18 protein-coding genes are annotated in these 19812 nt (G+C 58.9%); all 18 read left to right on the top strand.

Features of this window, described 5'->3' with window-relative positions; all coding sequences use genetic code 11:
- Positions 1-89: 89 nt before the first annotated feature.
- The 18 genes from metK to tpiA all read left to right on the top strand — a co-directional run bounded on the left by metK (position 90) and on the right by tpiA (position 19752).
- The gene (metK, locus tag HMPREF2751_RS02075) at positions 90-1307 is read left to right on the top strand and encodes a methionine adenosyltransferase (protein WP_070595274.1); all 1218 of its coding nucleotides are present in this window, start codon (positions 90-92) and stop codon (positions 1305-1307) included.
- Positions 1308-1356: 49 nt separating this feature from the next.
- Positions 1357-3393 carry a primosomal protein N' gene (locus tag HMPREF2751_RS02070; RefSeq protein WP_070595272.1) on the top strand — a complete coding sequence of 679 codons (2037 nt, stop codon included), beginning with the start codon at positions 1357-1359 and terminating at the stop codon, positions 3391-3393.
- Positions 3394-3453: 60 nt separating this feature from the next.
- Positions 3454-3957: a peptide deformylase gene (gene def / locus HMPREF2751_RS02065; RefSeq protein WP_016422719.1), complete on the top strand. Its 504-nt coding sequence runs from the start codon at positions 3454-3456 to the stop codon at positions 3955-3957.
- Between the two features lie 93 nt (positions 3958-4050).
- Entirely contained in the window at positions 4051-5025 is a 975-nt protein-coding gene (fmt, locus tag HMPREF2751_RS02060; protein ID WP_070595270.1) for a methionyl-tRNA formyltransferase, read from the top strand.
- A complete protein-coding gene (locus HMPREF2751_RS02055; protein WP_070595268.1) occupies positions 5026-6483 on the top strand; it encodes an RsmB/NOP family class I SAM-dependent RNA methyltransferase in 1458 nt (485 codons plus the stop codon).
- Between the two features lie 11 nt (positions 6484-6494).
- On the top strand, positions 6495-7163 hold the full coding sequence (gene rpe, locus HMPREF2751_RS02050) for a ribulose-phosphate 3-epimerase (RefSeq protein WP_070595266.1): 669 nt from the start codon (positions 6495-6497) through the stop codon (positions 7161-7163).
- 16 nt (positions 7164-7179) lie between these two features.
- Positions 7180-8232, top strand: a complete 1053-nt coding sequence (gene ribD / locus HMPREF2751_RS02045) for a bifunctional diaminohydroxyphosphoribosylaminopyrimidine deaminase/5-amino-6-(5-phosphoribosylamino)uracil reductase RibD (protein ID WP_070595264.1) — start codon at positions 7180-7182, stop codon at positions 8230-8232.
- A gap of 69 nt (positions 8233-8301) precedes the next feature.
- Positions 8302-8889, top strand: a complete 588-nt coding sequence (locus tag HMPREF2751_RS02040) for a riboflavin synthase (protein WP_070595262.1) — start codon at positions 8302-8304, stop codon at positions 8887-8889.
- An 11-nt stretch (positions 8890-8900) separates the two neighbouring features.
- Positions 8901-10163 (top strand): bifunctional 3,4-dihydroxy-2-butanone-4-phosphate synthase/GTP cyclohydrolase II, encoded by a 1263-nt coding sequence (locus HMPREF2751_RS02035; RefSeq protein WP_070595261.1) that lies wholly within the window; start codon positions 8901-8903, stop codon positions 10161-10163.
- On the top strand, positions 10164-10646 hold the full coding sequence (gene ribH, locus HMPREF2751_RS02030; RefSeq protein WP_016422726.1) for a 6,7-dimethyl-8-ribityllumazine synthase: 483 nt from the start codon (positions 10164-10166) through the stop codon (positions 10644-10646).
- A gap of 2 nt (positions 10647-10648) precedes the next feature.
- Positions 10649-11143, top strand: coding sequence for a PH domain-containing protein (locus HMPREF2751_RS02025; RefSeq protein WP_069358696.1), 495 nt, complete (start codon positions 10649-10651; stop codon positions 11141-11143).
- Between the two features lie 29 nt (positions 11144-11172).
- Entirely contained in the window at positions 11173-13221 is a 2049-nt protein-coding gene (gene uvrC / locus HMPREF2751_RS02020) for an excinuclease ABC subunit UvrC (protein WP_070595259.1), read from the top strand.
- A gap of 112 nt (positions 13222-13333) precedes the next feature.
- Positions 13334-14224 carry an RNase adapter RapZ gene (gene rapZ, locus HMPREF2751_RS02015; protein ID WP_005510809.1) on the top strand — a complete coding sequence of 297 codons (891 nt, stop codon included), beginning with the start codon at positions 13334-13336 and terminating at the stop codon, positions 14222-14224.
- Positions 14225-14247: 23 nt separating this feature from the next.
- Entirely contained in the window at positions 14248-15195 is a 948-nt protein-coding gene (gene yvcK / locus HMPREF2751_RS02010; protein WP_048731879.1) for a gluconeogenesis factor YvcK family protein, read from the top strand.
- 190 nt (positions 15196-15385) lie between these two features.
- Entirely contained in the window at positions 15386-16384 is a 999-nt protein-coding gene (gene whiA, locus HMPREF2751_RS02005; RefSeq protein ID WP_049190810.1) for a DNA-binding protein WhiA, read from the top strand.
- Between the two features lie 183 nt (positions 16385-16567).
- Positions 16568-17572, top strand: coding sequence for a type I glyceraldehyde-3-phosphate dehydrogenase (gene gap, locus HMPREF2751_RS02000; protein WP_048731894.1), 1005 nt, complete (start codon positions 16568-16570; stop codon positions 17570-17572).
- Positions 17573-17682: 110 nt separating this feature from the next.
- Positions 17683-18894 carry a phosphoglycerate kinase gene (gene pgk, locus HMPREF2751_RS01995; RefSeq protein ID WP_048731880.1) on the top strand — a complete coding sequence of 404 codons (1212 nt, stop codon included), beginning with the start codon at positions 17683-17685 and terminating at the stop codon, positions 18892-18894.
- A 69-nt stretch (positions 18895-18963) separates the two neighbouring features.
- The gene (gene tpiA / locus HMPREF2751_RS01990; RefSeq protein ID WP_049190741.1) at positions 18964-19752 is read left to right on the top strand and encodes a triose-phosphate isomerase; all 789 of its coding nucleotides are present in this window, start codon (positions 18964-18966) and stop codon (positions 19750-19752) included.
- The last annotated feature ends 60 nt before the right edge of the window (positions 19753-19812 follow it).

The raw sequence follows: 19812 nt of genomic DNA, 5'->3' as shown, positions 1-19812 counted from the left end.
TGGTCTATAATTATCGAATCAAACGAAAACCCACGCCGCAGCGACATCGCAGGGCTGGGGAAATGATCTAGAAGAAAGTTGTACTGCTCGTGGCCTCTAATCTTCGGCTGTTTTCCAGTGAATCTGTTACCGAGGGGCACCCAGATAAGATTTGCGACTCGATTTCGGACTCCATCCTTGACGCTATGCTCGCGCAGGATTCTGCATCGATGGTCGCCGTTGAGACTGTGGTGACTACCGGTTTAGTCCATGTTGTTGGCGAGGTTCGCACGAAGAGCTACGTTGACATCCCTGGAATTGTCCGGAGTCGACTGAAGGAGATCGGTTTCGATTCTTCTGAAAAGGGCTTTGACGGCAAGACCTGTGGCGTCTCCATTTCGATCGGTGAGCAATCTTCAGACATCCACGACGGTGTGCACACTTCTCTGGAAGCACGCAGCTCTGGTGGCGAAGTCGAAGCAGAAGATCTCAAGGGCGCTGGCGACCAGGGGCTGATGTTCGGCTACGCTACCAACGAAACTCCGGAGTACATGCCGCTACCGATTGCACTGGCGCACCGTCTGGCTCGCCGCTTGACGCAGGTACGCAAGGAAGGCATCGTCCCATCGCTTCGACCGGATGGTAAGACTCAGGTCACCTTCGCTTACGACGAAGACAATAACCCGGTGTACTTGGACACCGTAGTGGTGTCCACGCAGCACGACCCGGATGTGACCCAGGAGTGGATTACCGAGCAGATTAAGACTCACGTAGTCGATTGGGTGCTCGACGACGCTAACTTGCGCGAGCGCTTTGTTACCGATGAATTGAATCTGCTGGTCAACCCGTCTGGCCAGTTTATTATCGGTGGCCCGATGGGCGATGCCGGCCTGACCGGCCGCAAGATTATCGTCGACACTTATGGCGGTATGGCTCGTCACGGTGGCGGCGCATTCTCGGGTAAGGACCCGTCAAAGGTGGACCGCTCCGGCGCCTATGCCACCCGTTGGGTTGCGAAGAATGCCGTGGCCGCAGGTCTGGCTGACCGCCTGGAGATTCAGGTCGCCTACGCTATCGGCCGCGCTCGCCCGGTAGGCCTTTACGTCGACTCTTTCGGCACCGGTCACGTTTCGGACGACGCCATCCGCGAGGCTATCAACAAGGTCTTCGACCTTCGTCCGGCCGCTATTATTCGTGACCTGGACTTGCTGCGCCCGATTTATGCGCAGACCTCCACCTACGGTCACTTTGGCCGAACTGACTTGGACCTGCCGTGGGAGCAACTCAACCGTGTTGAAGAGCTCCGCGCAGCCGCTGGCCTGGGATAAACACCACCCGCCAGCATGACCCTGGGGTGGGGAAGTAGAGTAAGACTCTATGACCGACGCCCCCTTCGCACCCGCCGCCGCAGCTGAGAAGCTGCCAGTCGCGCGGGTGCTTCCACTTTTGGGGCTGCCGCAGTTGGATCGCCCCTTCGATTACCTGGTTCCGCGCGCGCTAGCGGAGGAAGCGGTTGTCGGTTGCCGCGTGCGGATTCGCTTCCACGGCCAATTGGTCAATGCGCTGGTACTGGAGCGCTGTGCCACGCCCACTCACGACGGCAAACTGTCCTATCTCAAGGATGTCATCAGCTCTGAGGTTGTCTATCCGCCACAGCTTCGACGGTTGGTGGATTCTCTGGCGGAGTATTACGGCGCAACACGCTCAAACATCATTCGATCCGCCATCCCAACCCGTCATGCACGGGCCGAACGTGCCCGCAAGGAGAAGATGCCCCCAACGTGGGAGGAATTGGGAAAGCTTGCCACCGAGGATCCGGACCTTTCCGCGTGGGGCAACTATGTCTTCGGCGAATCCTTTGTCGATTCCGTCCGCAAGGGCGCCCCGGCACGCGCAGCGTGGCAGCCAGTTCCAGGGGAACAGGTGGCAGCCATGCTCGCCGCGCTCAGCGTTTCGGTCGCCCGCGATGGTGGCGGTGTTCTCATCATTGTGCCGGACGCACGCACGCAGGCACGCTTCGAGAGCGCTTTTCGCGAGCTCATTTCTGCCCGTCAGCTCACTCTTCTCGGGGCTGGTCTCGGTCCCGAGTCCCGCTATCGCCGCTACCTGGATATCCTGCACGGCCAGGGGCGCATAGTCGTCGGCACGCGTTCGGCAGCGTACGCCCCAGTGCAGAATCTGCGTTTAGCAGTGATTGTCGATGATGGCGATGACAACCTCGTAGACCCCCGCGCACCCTACGTCCACTCTCGCGAGGTGCTGGTCACGCGAAGTGCGCAGGAGGGATGCGCTCTTATTTTTGCATCGTATAGCCGTACAGCAGAGGTGCAGCTGCTGGTCTCCTCAGGTTGGGCGCACAATCTGGTTGCAGGCGCCGACGCCCTGGCTGAATTCATGCCGGAGATGATTGCCTCCACGGACACTTCCGAAGACCCGGATGACGTCAGTAGGGGACGCCTTCCTGCCATCGCTTTTCGACGGGCAAAAGCCGCGCTGCGCGAAGAGCTTCCGATTCTGGTCCAGGTACCCCGCAAGGGATATGTACCGACATTGTCGTGTCGTTCCTGTGGTGCTCCTGCGCGCTGTCGCTGGTGTAACGGTCCACTGGGAATTCCACCGTCCGATAACCCGGACGATCCGGCGCCGCCGACCTGTCGGTGGTGTGGCCGCATCGACATCCACCACCGTTGCCATAGCTGCGGTTCCACCAAGATTCGGCCAGTCGTGGTCGGCAGTGAACGTACGGCGGAAGAGTTTGGTCGTATTTTCAGTCCATTCCCAGTCGTCGCTTCCTCTGGCGAACGGATTGTTGACGACATTCCCGAAGGCCCGAGGGTCGTGGTGGCCACGCCGGGAGCCGAGCCTTATGCGCCGGAGGGCTACGGTGCAGTGATGCTGCTGGACACTTGGGCGATGCTCGGCCGGCAGGACTTGCGCGCTCATGAAGAGGCCTATGCGCATTGGTCTCGAGCTGTCACGCTTGCGCGACCGCGGGAGCGAGGAGGGGCAGTGGTTATCGATGCGGATGCTGCAGTCCCGACTGTGGCCGATCTTCTGGCATGGGACGCGGTAGGCGCTGCGAACAGGGAATTGGCCGACCGTACAGCCGCCACTCTGCCTCCGGCCTTTCACGTGGCAGCGGTGGACGGGACTGAAGAGGGCCTGCGTAACTTCATGGAGTCCCTGGAGGTTCCATCGGGCGCGGAAATCCTGGGGCCGGTAGACCTTCCCCGCAACGCCAGACCACCAGCAGGCGTGGAACCGGGTACACCTATTCAGCGGATGTTGGTGCGCTGTGACCGTCGGCAAGCACGGGCGGTGGGAGCGGCGTTGAAGGCAGCACAGGTCGTTCGAGCGACCAGGAAGGACCCGACGCCGGTGCGCGTTGTCGTCGATCCGATTAATTTCGGCTAGCTGCTAGAATGAGCGCGTTATCGCTTGATTCACACCAGTTTTCTTGGAGGCTCTAAGTTCATGGCAGTTCGTGAGGTACGTCTTTTCGGCGATCCGGTGTTGCTGTCCAAGGCGGATACCGTCACTGATTTCGACGCGACGCTGTCGCACCTGATTGATGACATGTTCGACACGATGGACGAACAACAGGGCGTCGGGCTCGCGGCAAACCAGGTCGGCGTGCTCCAGCGCGTTTTCGTCTATGACTGCAATGGCACCCGCGGGCACATCGTCAATCCGGAATGGGAAGCCATCGGCGACGAGACTGTCCACGAAATCGAAGGATGCCTATCTATCCCGGGTATTAATGGACCCGTGACTCGACACGCGCGTGTGCGCGTTACAGGCCAGGATCGCCACGGCACACCGGTGAGCTTCGAAGCTGATGATTTGCTGGCTCGCTGCGTGCAGCATGAAAGCGACCACCTGGACGGTGTGCTGTTTTTGAAGCGTCTCGAGGGCGACGAGCGCAAGACCGCGATGCGTTCTCTGCGTGAGCAGGACTGGTTCCTCAACCGCGGTTAACTCACCTGCGCCTAGCCCCCGGGTGTGGCGCCCCGAGTTTCATCACTAGATTAACTAGAACAACTAGGTCCACCAGGAAGGAATCCACTTACTGTGCGCCTGATTTTTGCCGGAACCCCGGAACCTGCTGTCGTTGCCCTGAAGAAGTTGCTCGAAGACTCCCGTCATGACATCGTCTCTGTTCTCACTCGCCCCGATGCCCGCCGTGGCCGCGGCAAGTCGCTTTCGCCCTCGCCGGTGAAGGCGCTGGCCTTGGAACACGACATTCCCGTTCTCACCCCGACGACCCTGCGAGATGAGGAAATCCAACAGCAGATCCGCGAACTAAACGCCGACTGTATCCCGGTGGTCGCCTATGGCAATCTCGTGCCGGAGGAATTGCTCGATGTACCGACGCACGGCTGGGTCAATCTGCATTTCTCGCTACTTCCTGCTTGGCGAGGTGCCGCGCCGGTGCAGGCAGCTATCGCCGCCGGCGATGAAGTCACGGGTGCCAGTACTTTCCGGATTGAAAAGGGTCTGGATACCGGACCAGTTTTCGGTACCGTCACCGAAGCGATTCGCCCGACCGATAATGCCGACGACCTTTTGACCCGCCTGGCATACTCCGGCGCGGATCTTCTAGCCGCCACCATGGACGGCATCGAAGCCGGTGCGTTGCGTCCGACCGCTCAGCCGGAACAGGATGTCAGCTACGCCGCTAAGTTCGGGCCGGAGGATGCCCGAATCGTTTGGACTCAGCCGCGACATCTTCTTGACCGCCGCGCTCGTGCATTCACGCCTGCCCCAGGTGCGTGGACGACTCTCGACGGTGCACGTTTGAAGGTCGGAGAGCTCACCCTGCTTTCCGACGAGGACAGCGCCGCGGTCGACGAGGTGCGAAAGGCAGCTGCTCCGGAGGCGGCAGCCGCCACACCGGGTGAGTTGGTAGTGGAGAAGCACCGAGTATCTGTGCGTTGTGCCGATGGCTATGTGCAGCTGGTGAAGGTGCAGCCACAGGGTAAGAAGATGATGGATGCGTCCGACTGGGCGCGAGGTAGCCAACCCGGCGGAAAGGTCTGCGAGTAAATGGGCAACGACAAACCCCGCCACAACGGTGGCGGACGGCAGCGCGGCAACCGCAGCGGACAGAACCGCAATGACCGCAACCGTAACCGTGACAACCGAGGTGGGGACAATCGCGGTGGCATTGACCAGCCGCGCAAGGTCGCACTGAAGGTACTAGCCGACGTTCGCGAGAATGATGCTTACGCGAACCTGCTGCTGCCCAAGTTGCTGAAGGCACACAAGCTCAAGGGTCGGGATGCTGCTTTTGCAACGGAGCTGACGTACGGCACACTGCGGGCGGAAGGCCTGTTGGATGCCGTGATTGAGGCATCGTCGTCACGCCCGTTAAGCGATATTGCTGGACCGGTGATGGATGTGTTGCGCCTGGGCACGTACCAGCTGCTGCGTACGCGCGTCGACGCCTACGCTGCGGTCGATACCTCGGTGCGGGCAGTGGCGAAGGTGGCGGGACCTGGTGCGCGCGGCTTTGTCAATGCCATTTTGAGGAAGGTTTCCTCGAAGACCGAAAACGAATGGGTGGCTGAGATTGCGCCGGATCCTGCGACCGATCCGATTGGCTACGTAGCGATGAAGCATGCCCACCCGCGCTGGATTGCGATGGAGTTTGCCCGCGCACTCGGTGCACAAGCCGGTGAGCTGCAGCAGGCACTCGCTGCCGACGATGCGCGCCCGTTGGTGCACTTGGTCGCTCGTCCGGGCGAGATTACGGCTGAGGAATTGGCACTGATTACCGGCGGTGAAGAGGGACCGTGGTCGCCGTACTGCGTGCGCTTGGATTCCGGTGCCCCAGGAGAATTGGAGCCGGTCCGACAGGGCTTGGCTGCGGTGCAGGACGAGGGTTCTCAGCTCATTGCGCGTGCCGTCACCATGGCACCCGTTGCCGGTGAAGACAGCGGCCGCTGGTTAGATCTGTGTTCCGGCCCCGGTGGTAAGTCAGCTTTCATCGGTGGCATCGCTGCTATTGAGGGCGCGAAGCTCGATGCTGTTGAGGTATCTGCGACTCGCGCAGAACTGGTGAAGAAGGCCACGGCCGGGCTGCCAGTGACTGTAACGGTTGCGGATGGTCGCGATACCGGGCTGGAGGCAGGCTTTGACCGCATTTTGGTAGACGCGCCGTGCTCTGGTTTGGGCTCGCTTCGCCGTCGCCCGGAAGCGCGCTGGCGGAAGTCGGCGTCCGATCTGAACTCCTTGACTGCGCTGCAGTTTGAACTGCTCAGTGAAGCTGTGCGTCTGGCACGGCCGGGTGGCATCATCGTCTATTCCACGTGTTCTCCGCATCTGCGTGAAACCAGGGGCATTGTCGATAGGGCAGTGACGGAATTGCCGGTGACGGAGCTGAAGGCACACGAGCTGGTAACGCCGATGACCGATGTCGGACCGTATCCATCTGTGCAGATGTGGCCACACCGCCACGGTACCGATGCGATGTTCTTCTCAGTTTTGCGCAAGAACGACTAGGCTCAGAGGTTATGAGCGCACCAATTATTGCCCCGTCCATTCTCGCTGCTGACTTCGCTCGCCTCGACCGCGAGGTTGAGGCTGTAGCGAATGCAGATTGGCTACATATCGACGTCATGGATGGCCACTTCGTTCCCAACCTGTCTTTCGGCGCTCCGGTGCTGGAGGCCGTAGCTGCGGTGACGGACAAGTACTTGGATGTCCATCTCATGATTGAGAACCCGGAGAAGTGGGTCGACACCTACATTAAGGCGGGGGCGAGCTCCGTTATTTTCCATGTGGAAGCCGCCGACGATGCCATCGCACTGGCACGCCACATTCGTTCCCAGGGCGTGAAGGCCGGGTTCTCGCTGCGCCCGGGTACCCCAATTGAGCCGTGGCTGGATCACCTCGCCGAATTCGACGAGGTGCTGGTCATGAGTGTCGAACCCGGTTTCGGGGGCCAGTCCTTTATGCCGGATCAGCTAGCCAAGGTCGAGAAGCTGCGTCAGCGCATTGATGCCGAAGGTCTGGATACTCTGATCGAGATTGACGGAGGTATCTCCGCCAAGACCATCGAATCCGCTGCCGCCGCTGGTTGCGACGCCTTCGTTGCAGGGTCGGCCGTTTTCGGCACTGAAGATCGTGCGGCGGCTGTCGATGAGCTGCGCGCACTGGCAACTGCTGCTGCAACTAAGTAGACGGCGGTGAAGCACGGTGGCACAGTTTCCGGATCTTGTCTCCGCACAGCCGTTGACTGACGCCCAAGCTATGGCATTGGCCATAGAAGCCGGTCAGCGAGTTCGAGGCACCACCTATCCCAATCCACCGATTGGTTGCGTCATCCTCGATACCGCAGGGATTGCGGTCGGTGTGGCCGGAACTGAGCCTGTAGGCGGGCGACACGCAGAGCCACAGGCATTGGAAATGGCGGGGGCACGAGCTCAGGGCGGTACTGCAGTGGTCACACTAGAGCCGTGCAATCATATCGGCCGTACACCACCGTGCACCGAGGCACTTGCGGCAGCCGGTGTTTCCCGCGTCATATTTGCGGTCGCCGATCCTAATCCCGTGGCCGCTGGCGGCAGCGAGTGGTTGCGATACAAGGGAATCGACGTGGTCGAGGAGTTCCAACGCAATCGTGTGGCGGATGGCTATCTGCGTCCATGGTTACACTGGCAGCGCTCTCGGCGCCCACACATCACGCTGAAGACGGCGGGCACGCTGGATGGTTTCGCCGCCGCTACCGACCGCACCTCGCAGTGGATTACGGGGGAGCAGGCGCGGGCACGGGTACATATCGATCGTGCACGTCGGCAAGCGATTGTCGTCGGAACGGGAACAGTGCTCGCTGACAATCCGCGATTGACCGCGCGCACACCAGACGGCGAGGAGCTGTCAACGCAACCTCTGCGCATCGCGATTGGCACCTCGGAGGTTGCTGCCGATGCGAATATCTGCGGCGATAACTTCCGCCACATTCGCACTCACGATGTGGAAGTGGCGCTGGAGACAATGGCGGATATGGGCCTTATTGACGTCCTGGTAGAAGGCGGCCCACGGCTCGCCAGCGCTTTCTTGGAAGCCGATGCTGTCGACGCGATTGAGTCCTACATTGCCCCGGCGTTTCTCGGAGCTGGTCTGCCGGTGACATCGGCCAATCATGAGACCACCATCACTGACATCTCCCGTTTCCGCACCGTCGCGGTCGAGACTCTGGGGGATGACATTTTGATTACGGCACTCCGCAGTGGCAAAGATCGCGGGTAGACCGGCTAGAGTTAATTTTGTAAAAATCTTTCAATTTATAACAAACGGTAAAGGATTTTCCTGACCACTATGTTTACGGGAATTGTTGAGGAACTCGGCGAAATTCGCGAAATCCACCGCGAAGCCGATTCCATTACTCTGACCATTCGCGCGACCACCGTGCTTGACGACGTGCACCACGGTGATTCCATTGCTGTCAATGGTGTTTGTTTGACCGTCGTGGAGTTTGGCGATGATTTCTTTACCGCTGATCTCATGCAAGAGACTCTGGATAGGTCGAGCCTCGGCCAGGTTGAGGTCGGCTCCAAGGTCAACCTCGAACGTGCAACCGCAGTCGGTCAACGCCTCGGCGGCCATATCGTGCAGGGACATGTCGATGGCACCGGCGAGGTTATTTCGCGCACGCCAGGGGAGCGCTGGGAAGTAGTGCGGATTTCGCTGCCGGAGCATCTCTCCAAGTATGTTGTGGAAAAGGGCTCAATTGCCGTGGATGGTACTTCGTTGACCGTCTCTGCAGTAGGCGAGGGGTTCTTTGAAGTCAGCCTGATACCGACGACGCTGACGGACTCCGTTATTGGTTCGACCGCGGTAGGCACCAAGGTCAATTTGGAAGTCGATGTGCTAGCCAAGTACGTCGAGAAAATGTTGGAAAGATAAGCTACAAGACTGTGATTAAGTTCGATTCTGTAGAGCGGGCCATTGCGGACATCGCAGCCGGTAAGGCCGTGGTCGTCGTCGACGATGAAGATCGTGAGAACGAGGGCGACATCATCTTCGCCGCCGAGAAGGCAACGCCTGAACTTGTTGCCTTTATGGTTCGCTATTCCTCTGGTTACATCTGCGCGCCGCTGACCGCCGAGGACTGCGAGCGTCTGAATTTGCCACCGATGGTGTCAGAGAATGAGGATGCCCGCGGTACCGCATACACAGTGACCGTGGATGCCAACACCGGTACGACCGGTATTTCCGCCACAGATCGTGCGAACACCATTCGTACTCTGGCTGACCCCACGTCGAGCCCGCACGATTTCACCCGACCAGGACACGTGGTCCCGTTGCGAGCTCGCGATGGTGGCGTCCTCGTCCGTGCCGGCCACACCGAGGCTGCGGTCGATCTCGCCCGCCTGGCAGGGCTTCGTCCTGCTGGCGTGCTGTGTGAGGTTGTCTCCGAGGAAGACCCGACCGGTATGGCGCGCGCGGAGGAACTGCGTCGCTTCTGCGACAAGCACGATTTAGCGCTGATCTCCATTGAGCAGCTGATCGAATACCGTCGCCACAACGAGCACTTGATTGAACGCGTTGTCGAAACCAAGCTGCCGACCGACTACGGCGAGTTCCGTGCCATTGGGTACCGGAGCCTTATCGACGGTGTTGAGCATGTCGCTCTCGTTGTGGGGGATGTGTCTTCCAACGATGGTCAGGACGTCCTCGTGCGTGTGCACTCCGAATGCCTCACTGGCGACGCACTGGGATCTCGCCGCTGCGACTGCGGTCAGCAGCTGCACAACTCCATGCGCATGGTTCACGAAGCGGGGCGTGGCGTCATCCTCTACATGCGCGGTCACGAAGGCCGAGGCATTGGTCTGATGCCGAAGCTGCAGGCCTACCACTTGCAAGATGAAGGCGCTGACACCGTTGATGCCAATCTTGCGCTCGGTTTGCCGTCGGATGCACGTGAGTACGGCACTGGTGCACAGATTCTGCAGAATCTTGGAGTCACCACTATGGCGCTGCTGACGAACAATCCGACCAAGCGTGCCGGCCTAGGCGGATATGGGTTGGAGATGAGCCGCCGAGTCCCGGTGCCAGTTGAGGTCAACGAGGATAACTTGAAATACTTGTTGACAAAGCGCGAACGCATGGGCCATGAACTTCCTTGGTTGGATGAGTACATGGAGACCCACGGCATTTCGACAGAAGGAGCACAGTAGATGAGTGGCGCAGGTCTTCCTGAAATTTCCGTTCCCGATTCCACTGGTGTGACCGTCGGTCTGGTCACCTCTCACTGGAACGAGGAGATTACTGGGCAGCTTCGTCGTGAAGCGCTGTCCCAGGCCGAGGAGGTCGGCGCTGTAGTCACGGATGTGACTGTCGTCGGTGCTCTGGAGATTCCGGTCGTGGTGCAACAGCTCGCGCGAACTCACGACGCCGTGGTGGCGCTGGGGTGCGTTATCCGCGGTGGTACGCCGCACTTCGACTATGTCTGCGACTCGGTGACTGAGGGCCTGACGCGGATCGCACTGGACTGTGAAACGCCAGTTGGCAATGGTGTGTTGACCTGCAACACTGAACAGCAGGCAATTGATCGTGCCGGCGGTGAGGGCGCCGCGGAGAATAAAGGTCGCGAGGCCATGGCCGCAGCGCTGCATACCGTCGCAGTGTTGAAGTCCCTTCGTGAAGGTGGAGCTGAGTAAGAATGGGTAACTCCGAACGCCACAGCAATTCGACTGCCGTCGACACCGGTAGCGAAGACAAATGGCTGTTGGAAATCACCTCGCAAAAGCTGCGTCTGTGGGCGATTATCGCTGCAGTTGTGGTTTTCGCTATCCATATCTTCATGGGTATCGTGGTGGACTTTGGTAACACCGGAGCTTCGGTGACCATTATTGACCAGCTGGCTTTCCCGATGATTGGTTTGATCATCGCCGGGGTGATTCTGCTACTGACTCGGGCTCGCGTTCGCGTCAATGCCAGGGGCGTGGAAGTCCGCAATCTGCTCAATGCGAAGTTCTACCCGTGGGTCGATATCTACGGCCTGAGTTTTCCAAAGAAGTCCCGCTGGGCTCGCTTGGAGCTGCCTGACTTTGAGTTTGTGCCGATGCTCGCGATCCAGTCGGCCGACGGCAGCCGCGTCGTGGAAGACATCCGCCGGTTCCGTGAACTTGAAGACAAGTTCATGCCGGAGGACTAACCCAAGGACACGTTTTAAGGACACCGTAAGTGACTGACCCTTCTCAGTACCGTCCCGCCCCCGGCACCATTCCCACGGAGCCGGGGGTGTACCGTTTTCTCGATTCAACCGGGCGCGTTCTCTACGTCGGCAAGGCGAAGAATCTCCGTGCGCGTTTGTCTAACTATTTCCAGGACTTAACTCGGCTTCATCCCCGCACCCGCCAGATGGTGCAGTCCGCTTCGAAGGTGACGTGGACTGTCGTCCACAATGAAGTCGAAGCGCTGCAGTTGGAGTACACCTGGATCAAGCGCTTTAATCCGCGGTTCAACGTGATGTACCGCGACGACAAGTCGTATCCGATGTTGGCCGTCAGCGTTGGAGAGCTGTACCCGCGGCTCTTTCTCTACCGAGGACCGCGCCGGAAGGGCGTGCGTTATTTCGGGCCTTATTCACACGCGTGGGCTATCCGAGAAACGCTCGACTTGCTTACACGAGTTTTCCCAGCCCGCACCTGTTCAAAGGGAGTCTTCAACCGGCAGCAAGCCCTGGGGCGGCCCTGTTTGCTCGGCTATATCGACAAATGCTCGGCGCCTTGTGTCGGCCGTGTCAGTGCCGAGGAACACCGCGAAATTGTCCGTGGTTTTACCAGCTTCATGTCGGGAAATACGGGCCCGGTCACGAGGCGCTTAAAGAAGGAAATGGAGGAAGCTGCCGGCGAGTTAGACTTCGAGCGCGCCGCTAGTCTGCGCGACAACCTCGCTGCCATCGACAAGGTCATGGAGCGGCAGTCAGTCGTGCTTTCCGACGCCGCCGATGCCGACTTTATTGCGCTAGCAACCGACGAACTGGAAGCGGCCGTGCAGATTTTCCATGTTCGGGCGGGACGTATTTACGGTCAGCGCGGCTGGGTAGTGGAGAAGTCCGGCGAGTACGCGACTACGGAGTTTCGAGAGGGAGAAACTGACCCCAGCTTGGGTGGGCTGCTAACGCAGTTCCTGACACAGTTCTATGGCGACGCCGCCAAGCACGCGGATGTCGACGGCGATGAATCAACCACTGCCGCCCTGGTTGTGCCACGCGAAATTCTCGTTCAGGCCACGCCCGACGATCTTGACGAGGTTACTGCATTTTTGGCCGATATTCGTGGCACCAATGTAGATATTCGCGTCCCACAACGCGGTGACAAGCGGACGCTCATGGAGACCGTGCAGAAAAATGCAGCTGAAGCGCTACGCCAGCACAAGCTAAAGCGAAGTGGAGATCTAACTACTCGATCGCAGGCTCTCTCCGAACTCCAGGACGCGCTATTTATGGATGAAGCGCCGCTGCGCATCGAGTGCACTGACATCTCGCATATTCAGGGCACCGATGTGGTGGCCTCGTTGGTGGTCTTCGAGGATGGATTGCCCAAGAAGTCCGACTACCGCCGCTACCGAATCAAAGATGCAGCGGGTGACGGTCGCTCGGACGACGTCGGTTCTATCGCTGAGGTGGTGCGCCGTCGTTTTCTGCGCCATAACGAGGACAAGCTCGCCATGCCCGATGATGCAAGCGAGATGTTCGTCGAAGAGACGACTGATGCCGTCGATGAGCAGTCGCGGAGTAACCGCAAGTTTGCCTACCCGCCACAGTTGTTCATCGTCGACGGTGGTGCACCGCAGGTCGCAGCCGCACAGGCGGTCCTCGATGAACTCGAGGTCACCGATGTGACGTTGGTGGGAATTGCCAAGCGCTTAGAAGAGCTGTGGATTCCCGACGATGATGAGCCGCTCATTCTGCCGCGTAATTCGGAAGCGATGTACCTAATCCAGCGAATTCGTGATGAGGCGCACCGCTTTGCCATTAATTATCACCGTCAGCAGCGATCTAAACGCATGCGCTCGTCGGTGCTTGATGGCATTAAGGGGCTGGGGCCAGCACGCCGCAGTGAGTTGGTCAAGCACTTTGGTTCCGTTGCGGCGCTGAAGAAGGCCAGCGTCGAGCAGATCGAAGAAGTGGCTGGTTTCGGGCCGATGCTCGCGAAAACTGTTTACGATTACCTCCATCCAGACGAGAAGTCGTCAGAGCCAAACTCGGATGTCGGTCCGGGAGAGTAGGCGTAGAAGTAGGTAAACAAGTGGCTAAAACCGCACTTGAAACAGTGCTAGGGGGTTTACTTCCGCTAGTAAAACCGAGAGCGGTTGGGCGGAATTGTATTAGAGTGATGGCATGATTACTTCGGGTTATTCCCCTCAGGCTGAAAAGTCACTTGTGTTGATTACCGGCATGTCCGGTTCCGGACGCAATACGGCCGCCAGCGTCTTGGAGGAGATGGGCTGGTATGTCGCAGACAACCTGCCCCCGGAGTTGATTATGCGCATGGTCGAGTTGTCGTTTGAAGCGGACTCTCCAGTAGAGCGCCTCGCTATCGTCACCGACGTGCGCTCGCGCGCATTCGCCGGCAGTTTGGGGGAGGTGCTCGACGGACTCCGCAATGAGGGGCGCCAGCCCTATGTCATCTTCTTTGATGCCAACGACGACACCCTCATCGCCCGCTACGACTCTGTCCGCCGCACCCATCCGCTGCAGGAAAATGGCACGCTTTCACAGGGTATTGCCGCTGAACGTCAGATGTTGCTGCCAATAAAGGGCATGTCGGATTTAGTAGTGGATACCTCTGACATGAGCGTGCACGATTTGCGCCGTGAGTTAGAGCATCAGTTGTCGGATACCGCTAGCAAGATTCAGCAGATCACCATCGAATCCTTTGGGTTTAAGCACGGTGCGCCGCGCGATGCCGACATGCTTTTCGACGTCCGTTTTCTCCCCAATCCCTATTGGGTACCTGAGCTGCGTGCGGGCCGCGGTACCAACAAAGCCGTGGCCGACTACGTGCTGTCCCAACCTGAGTCTCAGGGGTTTTTGGACAACGTCACAAACTTGATTGAATTGGTTTTGCCCGGGTACCGCCGTGAGGGCAAGGGTTTTATGACTATCGCTGTGGGATGCACCGGAGGCCATCACCGAAGTGTGGCCATGTCGGAGGCGCTGGCTAAGAAGCTCGAGGGAGTTTCCGGGATCAACGTCAACGTCGTCCACCGCGATATTGACCGCAACTAGCGGTTTTCGTGGAGGTGTAGAAATTGACATCAATTACCAGTCTGGGTGGCGGTCATGGTCTATTTGCCACGCTGAGAGCTGACCGTCAGGTTGCGGACCATGTCACAGCGGTGGTCACAGTTGCCGACGACGGCGGATCCTCGGGTCGCCTTCGTCGTGAGCTGGGGCAGATTCCCCCTGGAGACCTTCGCATGGCACTCGCCGCGCTTTCCGCAGATACGGAAAAAGGCGATCTGTGGGAAAAGACACTGCAGCACCGCTTTGGCGGAACTGGCGCACTGGCAGGGCATGCGATTGGCAATCTGATTATCGCTGGCCTCACCAGTGTGATGGGAAATGAAGTCGACGCGCTTGACGAAATTGGCCGGTTGCTGCAAATCCGGGGTCGCGTCGTGCCCATGTCGCCGATCCCGCTAGAGATTGAGGCCGAAGTCGTTGGCTTGGAGCAGGATGCTCGCGTTGTGCGCCAGGTCCGTGGCCAGGTCGCAGTGGCCACGACACCTGGCCAGGTGCGCCGAATCCGGCTGATTCCTGAGACTCCGCCGGCATCCGAGGAGGCCATTGAAGCTATCCTCAATGCCGATTTGGTGACGCTGGGTCCGGGTTCGTGGTTTACTTCGGTTCTGCCACATCTTCAGGTGCCCGGGCTGCGGGATGCTCTGCAAGAAACCAATGCCACAACCGTCGTGGTGCTGAATCTTGTCGCCGAGCCGGGGGAGACCGCCGGTTTTTCTTCCGAACGGCACATCCATATGCTCACGCAGCATGCACCTAACTTGAAGCTCAATTACGTGCTTGTCGACGACAACACGCCGCTCGCGGATACCGAACGAGAATACCTGCAGCGAGCGGCGGATAGCCTAGACGCGCAGGTTGTCTTCGCCGATGTGCAAGAAGTTGATGACCACGGAGCTCTGACGGGTCGGCATTCGCCGGAGAAGCTAGCTGTCGCACTTCGTCAGTTCCTCTAAGCGTCCGGCCAATCGAGGGTTTTTATGCATTCTCCTGCGAGGATGCAATAGACAATCAACTAATTGCCACTCGATTGGTACCGGATACTATCCTTGAGGTTTATTGCTAAAGCTCAAATGGGGTTAGTTTTACCTAAATTAACCAGGCCCAAACCCAGCTCGTACACATGAAATGAGGATGGACAGCATCGTGGCATTGACGGCGAAGGTCAAAGACGAACTAGCCCGCGTGTCAGTTTCGCAGGAAAGCGCTCAGGCAGCGGAGATTGCGACCCTGTTCCGCTTCGCAGGAGGACTCCACCTGGTGGCAGGTTCGATTGTGCTGGAGGCTGAGTTGGATTCCGGCGCTGTCGCACGCCGCCTACGCTCCATGCTGGCCGAACTCTACGATGTCAAAGCCAGCCTCAATGTCTTATCTCCCGGTGGGTTGCGAAAGACCTCGAAGTACATCGTGCGGGTAACTGATGGCGCGGAACTCGTCGTTAGGCAAACTGGCCTGATTGACTCTGCGGGACGTCCCGTACGTGGGCTACCACGCAAGCTGATCATGGGGCAGAAAATTGATCAAGAAGCTGCATGGCGGGGTGCTTTTTTGGCACATGGTTCACTGACTGAGCCGGGGCGTTCCTCAGCTTTGGAAGTCACTGCTCCTTCTGCTGAAGCGGCACTCGCATTGGTGGGATGTGCTCGTAGGCTCGGAATTACGGCTAAGAGCAAGGAGAATAAATCCCGCGGTGGCGATCGTGTAATCATCCGGGAGGGCGATGCAATCGGTGCGCTGCTGACGCGAATGGGAGCCCAGACTACTCGCCTGCAGTGGGAAGAACAGCGAATGCGTCGTGAAGTGCGAGCGACGGCCACTCGTTTGGCAAACTTCGACGATGCCAACCTGCGGCGCTCGGCTCGTGCGGCCGTTATTGCAGCAGCGCGAGTAGAGCGTGCTTTAGAGATTCTCGGTGACGATGTACCAGACCATTTGGTGTCTGCAGGACAGCTGCGCATCGAGCACAAGCAGGCTTCACTGGAAGAACTTGGGCAGCTGGCAAATCCGCCAATGACCAAGGACGCCGTCGCAGGACGCATCCGCCGTTTGCTCTCCATGGCGGACAAAAGAGCAAACGAACTCGGAATTCCCCCCACAACTGCAGTCGTTACAGACGAACTTTTTGACAAAGAAGTTGACGAGTAAAGCACCTGTTATGCCTAGTCAGGTGCGTAATTTTTGATAAATCTCCGTTTATTTGGGATTTTCGCACCAAACCACCGCTGCGCGAATGAAAAACCCAACGTACACTTCTGTAGTGAACCTGTTGGAGCGCAATCAGCGCCCTGACAAGTGGCATCGATTCGCCAATCCATTAAGGAGATTATTGTGACGGTTCGTGTAGGTATTAACGGTTTTGGTCGCATTGGCCGCAACTTCTTCCGCTCCCTGCTCGCTGCGGGCGCTGACCTGGAAGTCGTTGCTGTAAACGACCTCACTGATAACAAGACCCTGGCTCACCTGCTCAAGTACGACTCCATCATGGGCAAGCTTGACGCAGAGGTCACCTACGACGATGAGTCCCTCACCGTCAACGGCAAGCGCATCGCGGCATACGCTGAGCGCGACCCGAAGGACCTGCCGTGGGGCAAGCACGAGGTCGACATCGTCATTGAGTCCACCGGTTTCTTCACCGATGCCAACGCTGCCAAGGCTCACATCGAGGCTGGCGCCAAGAAGGTCATCATCTCCGCTCCGGCTAAGAACGAAGACGCAACCTTCGTTGTCGGTGTTAACCACACTGACTACGACCCGGAGAAGCACAACATCATTTCGAACGCTTCTTGCACCACCAACTGCCTGGCTCCGATGGCTAAGGTCCTGGACGACAAGTTCGGCATCGAGCGCGGTCTCATGACCACCATCCACGCATACACCGGTGACCAGCGTCTGCACGACGCTCCGCACAAGGACCTGCGTCGCGCCCGCGCTGCTGCACTGAACATTGTTCCGACCTCCACCGGTGCTGCAAAGGCAGTCGCTCTGGTTCTGCCGCAGCTCAAGGGTCTGCTGGACGGCTACGCACTGCGTGTTCCGACCCCGACCGGCTCTGTCACCGACCTGACCTTCACTGCGAAGAGCGAGGTCACCGTCGAGTCCGTCAATGCTGCCATCAAGGAAGCTGCTGAGGGCGAGCTCAAGGGTGTTCTGGGCTACAACGAGGACCCAATCGTTTCCAAGGACATCGAGGGCGACCCGCGTTCCTCGATCTTCGACGCACCGCTGACCAAGGTCATCGGCGATCAGGTCAAGGTTGTCTCCTGGTACGACAACGAGTGGGGCTACTCCAACCGCCTCGTCGACCTGGCTGTCTACGTCGGTGAGCGCCTCTAATAACTCACCTGGTTAATCCCAGACCCCGAACGGGCCGGGGTGGTTGCGCCTGAGTAGGGCACGCCACCCACGGCCCGTTTTTTACACACTTTCACAAGGATTTCATTGAGATGACTGTTAAGACTGTCAAAGACCTGATCAACGAAGGTATTGAAGGCCGTTACGTCCTCGTCCGCTCCGACTTTAACGTTCCGTTGAAGGACGGCGTTATCACTGATCCGGGTCGAATCGATGCTTCGCTGCCCACCCTGTCCGCGCTTGTCGAGGCCGGCGCCAAGGTCGTTGTTATGGCTCACCTGGGTCGCCCGAAGGGCGAGGTTAAGTCCGAGTTCTCCCTGGCCCCGGTCGCTGAGGCGCTATCTGAGCGCCTGGAGCAGTACGTCGCGCTCGCCGGTGATGTCTCCGGTGAGGACGCGCACGAGCGCGCAAATGGTCTGACCGAGGGTGATGTACTCCTGTTGGAGAACGTCCGCTTCGATCCGCGCGAGACCTCCAAGGACGAGGCAGAACGCGCCGAATTCGCAGCCGAGCTGGCCGCACTTGTTCCGGACGGAGCATTTGTTTCCGACGGTTTCGGTGTTGTTCACCGCGCCCAGGCTTCCGTCTTCGACGTCGCTAAGAAGCTGCCGCACTACGCCGGCAACCTGGTTCAGGCTGAGCTTGAAGTTCTGCGCAAGGTCGCAGAGACCCCGGAGAAGCCGTACACCGTCGTGCTCGGCGGTTCCAAGGTTTCCGACAAGCTGGGCGTTATTGAGGCTCTCGCGCCGAAGGTTGACTCCCTGGTCATCGGCGGCGGCATGTGCTTCACCTTCCTGGCTGCCAAGGGCTACGACGTTGGTGCGTCCCTGCTGCAGGAAGAGATGATTGACACCTGTAAGGATCTGCTGGACCGCTACGGCGAAAAGATTGTTCTGCCAACCGACGTAGTCGTGGCCGACAAGTTCGCTGCTGACGCTGAAAACAAGGTCGTCGATGCCACCGAGATTCCGGAAGGCTGGATGGGCCTGGACATCGGATCGGCTTCCGCTGAGGCATTCGGCAAGGTGCTGGCTGAGTCCAAGACTGTGTTCTGGAACGGTCCGATGGGCGTGTTCGAGATGGAGGCTTTCGCAGCTGGTACCCGCGAGGTTGCACAGGCCATCATCGATGCCACCACTAACAACGGTTGCTTCTCCGTCGTCGGTGGCGGCGACTCCGCAGCAGCAGTACGTACTCTGGGGTTGAACGAGGACGGCTTCAGCCACATCTCCACTGGTGGTGGCGCTTCGCTGGAGTTCCTCGAGGGTAAGACTCTGCCGGGCGTCTCCGTCCTGGAAGACTAAGATTTTTCCACCACCGGATTTTCATCGCTTAAAAATCCGCTAATTGATAGGGAAGTGAATTCCACCACTATGGCACGTACACCATTTATTGCTGGTAACTGGAAGATGAACCTGAACCATCTCGAAGCTATCGGTGTGGTGCAGAAACTCGCGTTCGCTCTGCCAAAGGAGTACTACGACAAGGTTGACGTCGCTGTCATCCCGCCGTTTACCGACCTGCGTTCGGTCCAGACTCTGGTTGAGGGCGATAAGCTCGGCGTCACTTACGGCGCGCAGGATGTCTCAGTCCACGAGTCCGGCGCTTACACCGGCGAGATTTCCGCATCGATGCTGGCAAAGCTCGGCTGCACCTGGGTCGTCGTCGGTCACTCCGAGCGTCGCGATATGCACGCAGAGGACGATGAGCTGGTCGCAAAGAAGGCCAAGGCAGCACTGCGCGAGGGCATGAACCCAATCGTCTGTGTCGGCGAGCCGCTGGAGGTCCGAGAGGCCGAAGAGCACGTCGAGTACGTTGTCTCTCAGGTCAAGGGCTCCCTGGCTAATCTGACCAACGCTGAGCTGGCCAAGACCGTCATCGCTTACGAGCCTGTCTGGGCTATCGGCACCGGTAAGGTCGCATCGGCTGCAGACGCGCAGGAAGTCTGTGCAGCTATCCGCGAGACCGTCGCAGAAATTGCGGACGAGAACATCGCAAAGGAGATGCGCATCCTCTACGGTGGTTCCGTCAAGGCCGAGAACGTCGCTGAGATCGTCGGCAAGCCCGACGTCGACGGCGGCCTCGTCGGTGGCGCTTCGCTCGACGGTGAAGCATTCGCGAAGCTCTGCGCACTTGCTGCAGATGCCGCTCAGAACGCCTAAGTGCATATAAATTCAGAACAACTGATAAGATAGGCGTCATGCGCGACCCCGGATTGGTTT

The sequence above is a fragment of the Corynebacterium sp. HMSC063G05 genome (genome assembly GCF_001810555.1).
Classification (GTDB): Bacteria; Actinomycetota; Actinomycetes; order Mycobacteriales; family Mycobacteriaceae; genus Corynebacterium; species Corynebacterium jeikeium_D.
This window is presented reverse-complemented; position numbering and strand designations above follow the sequence as displayed.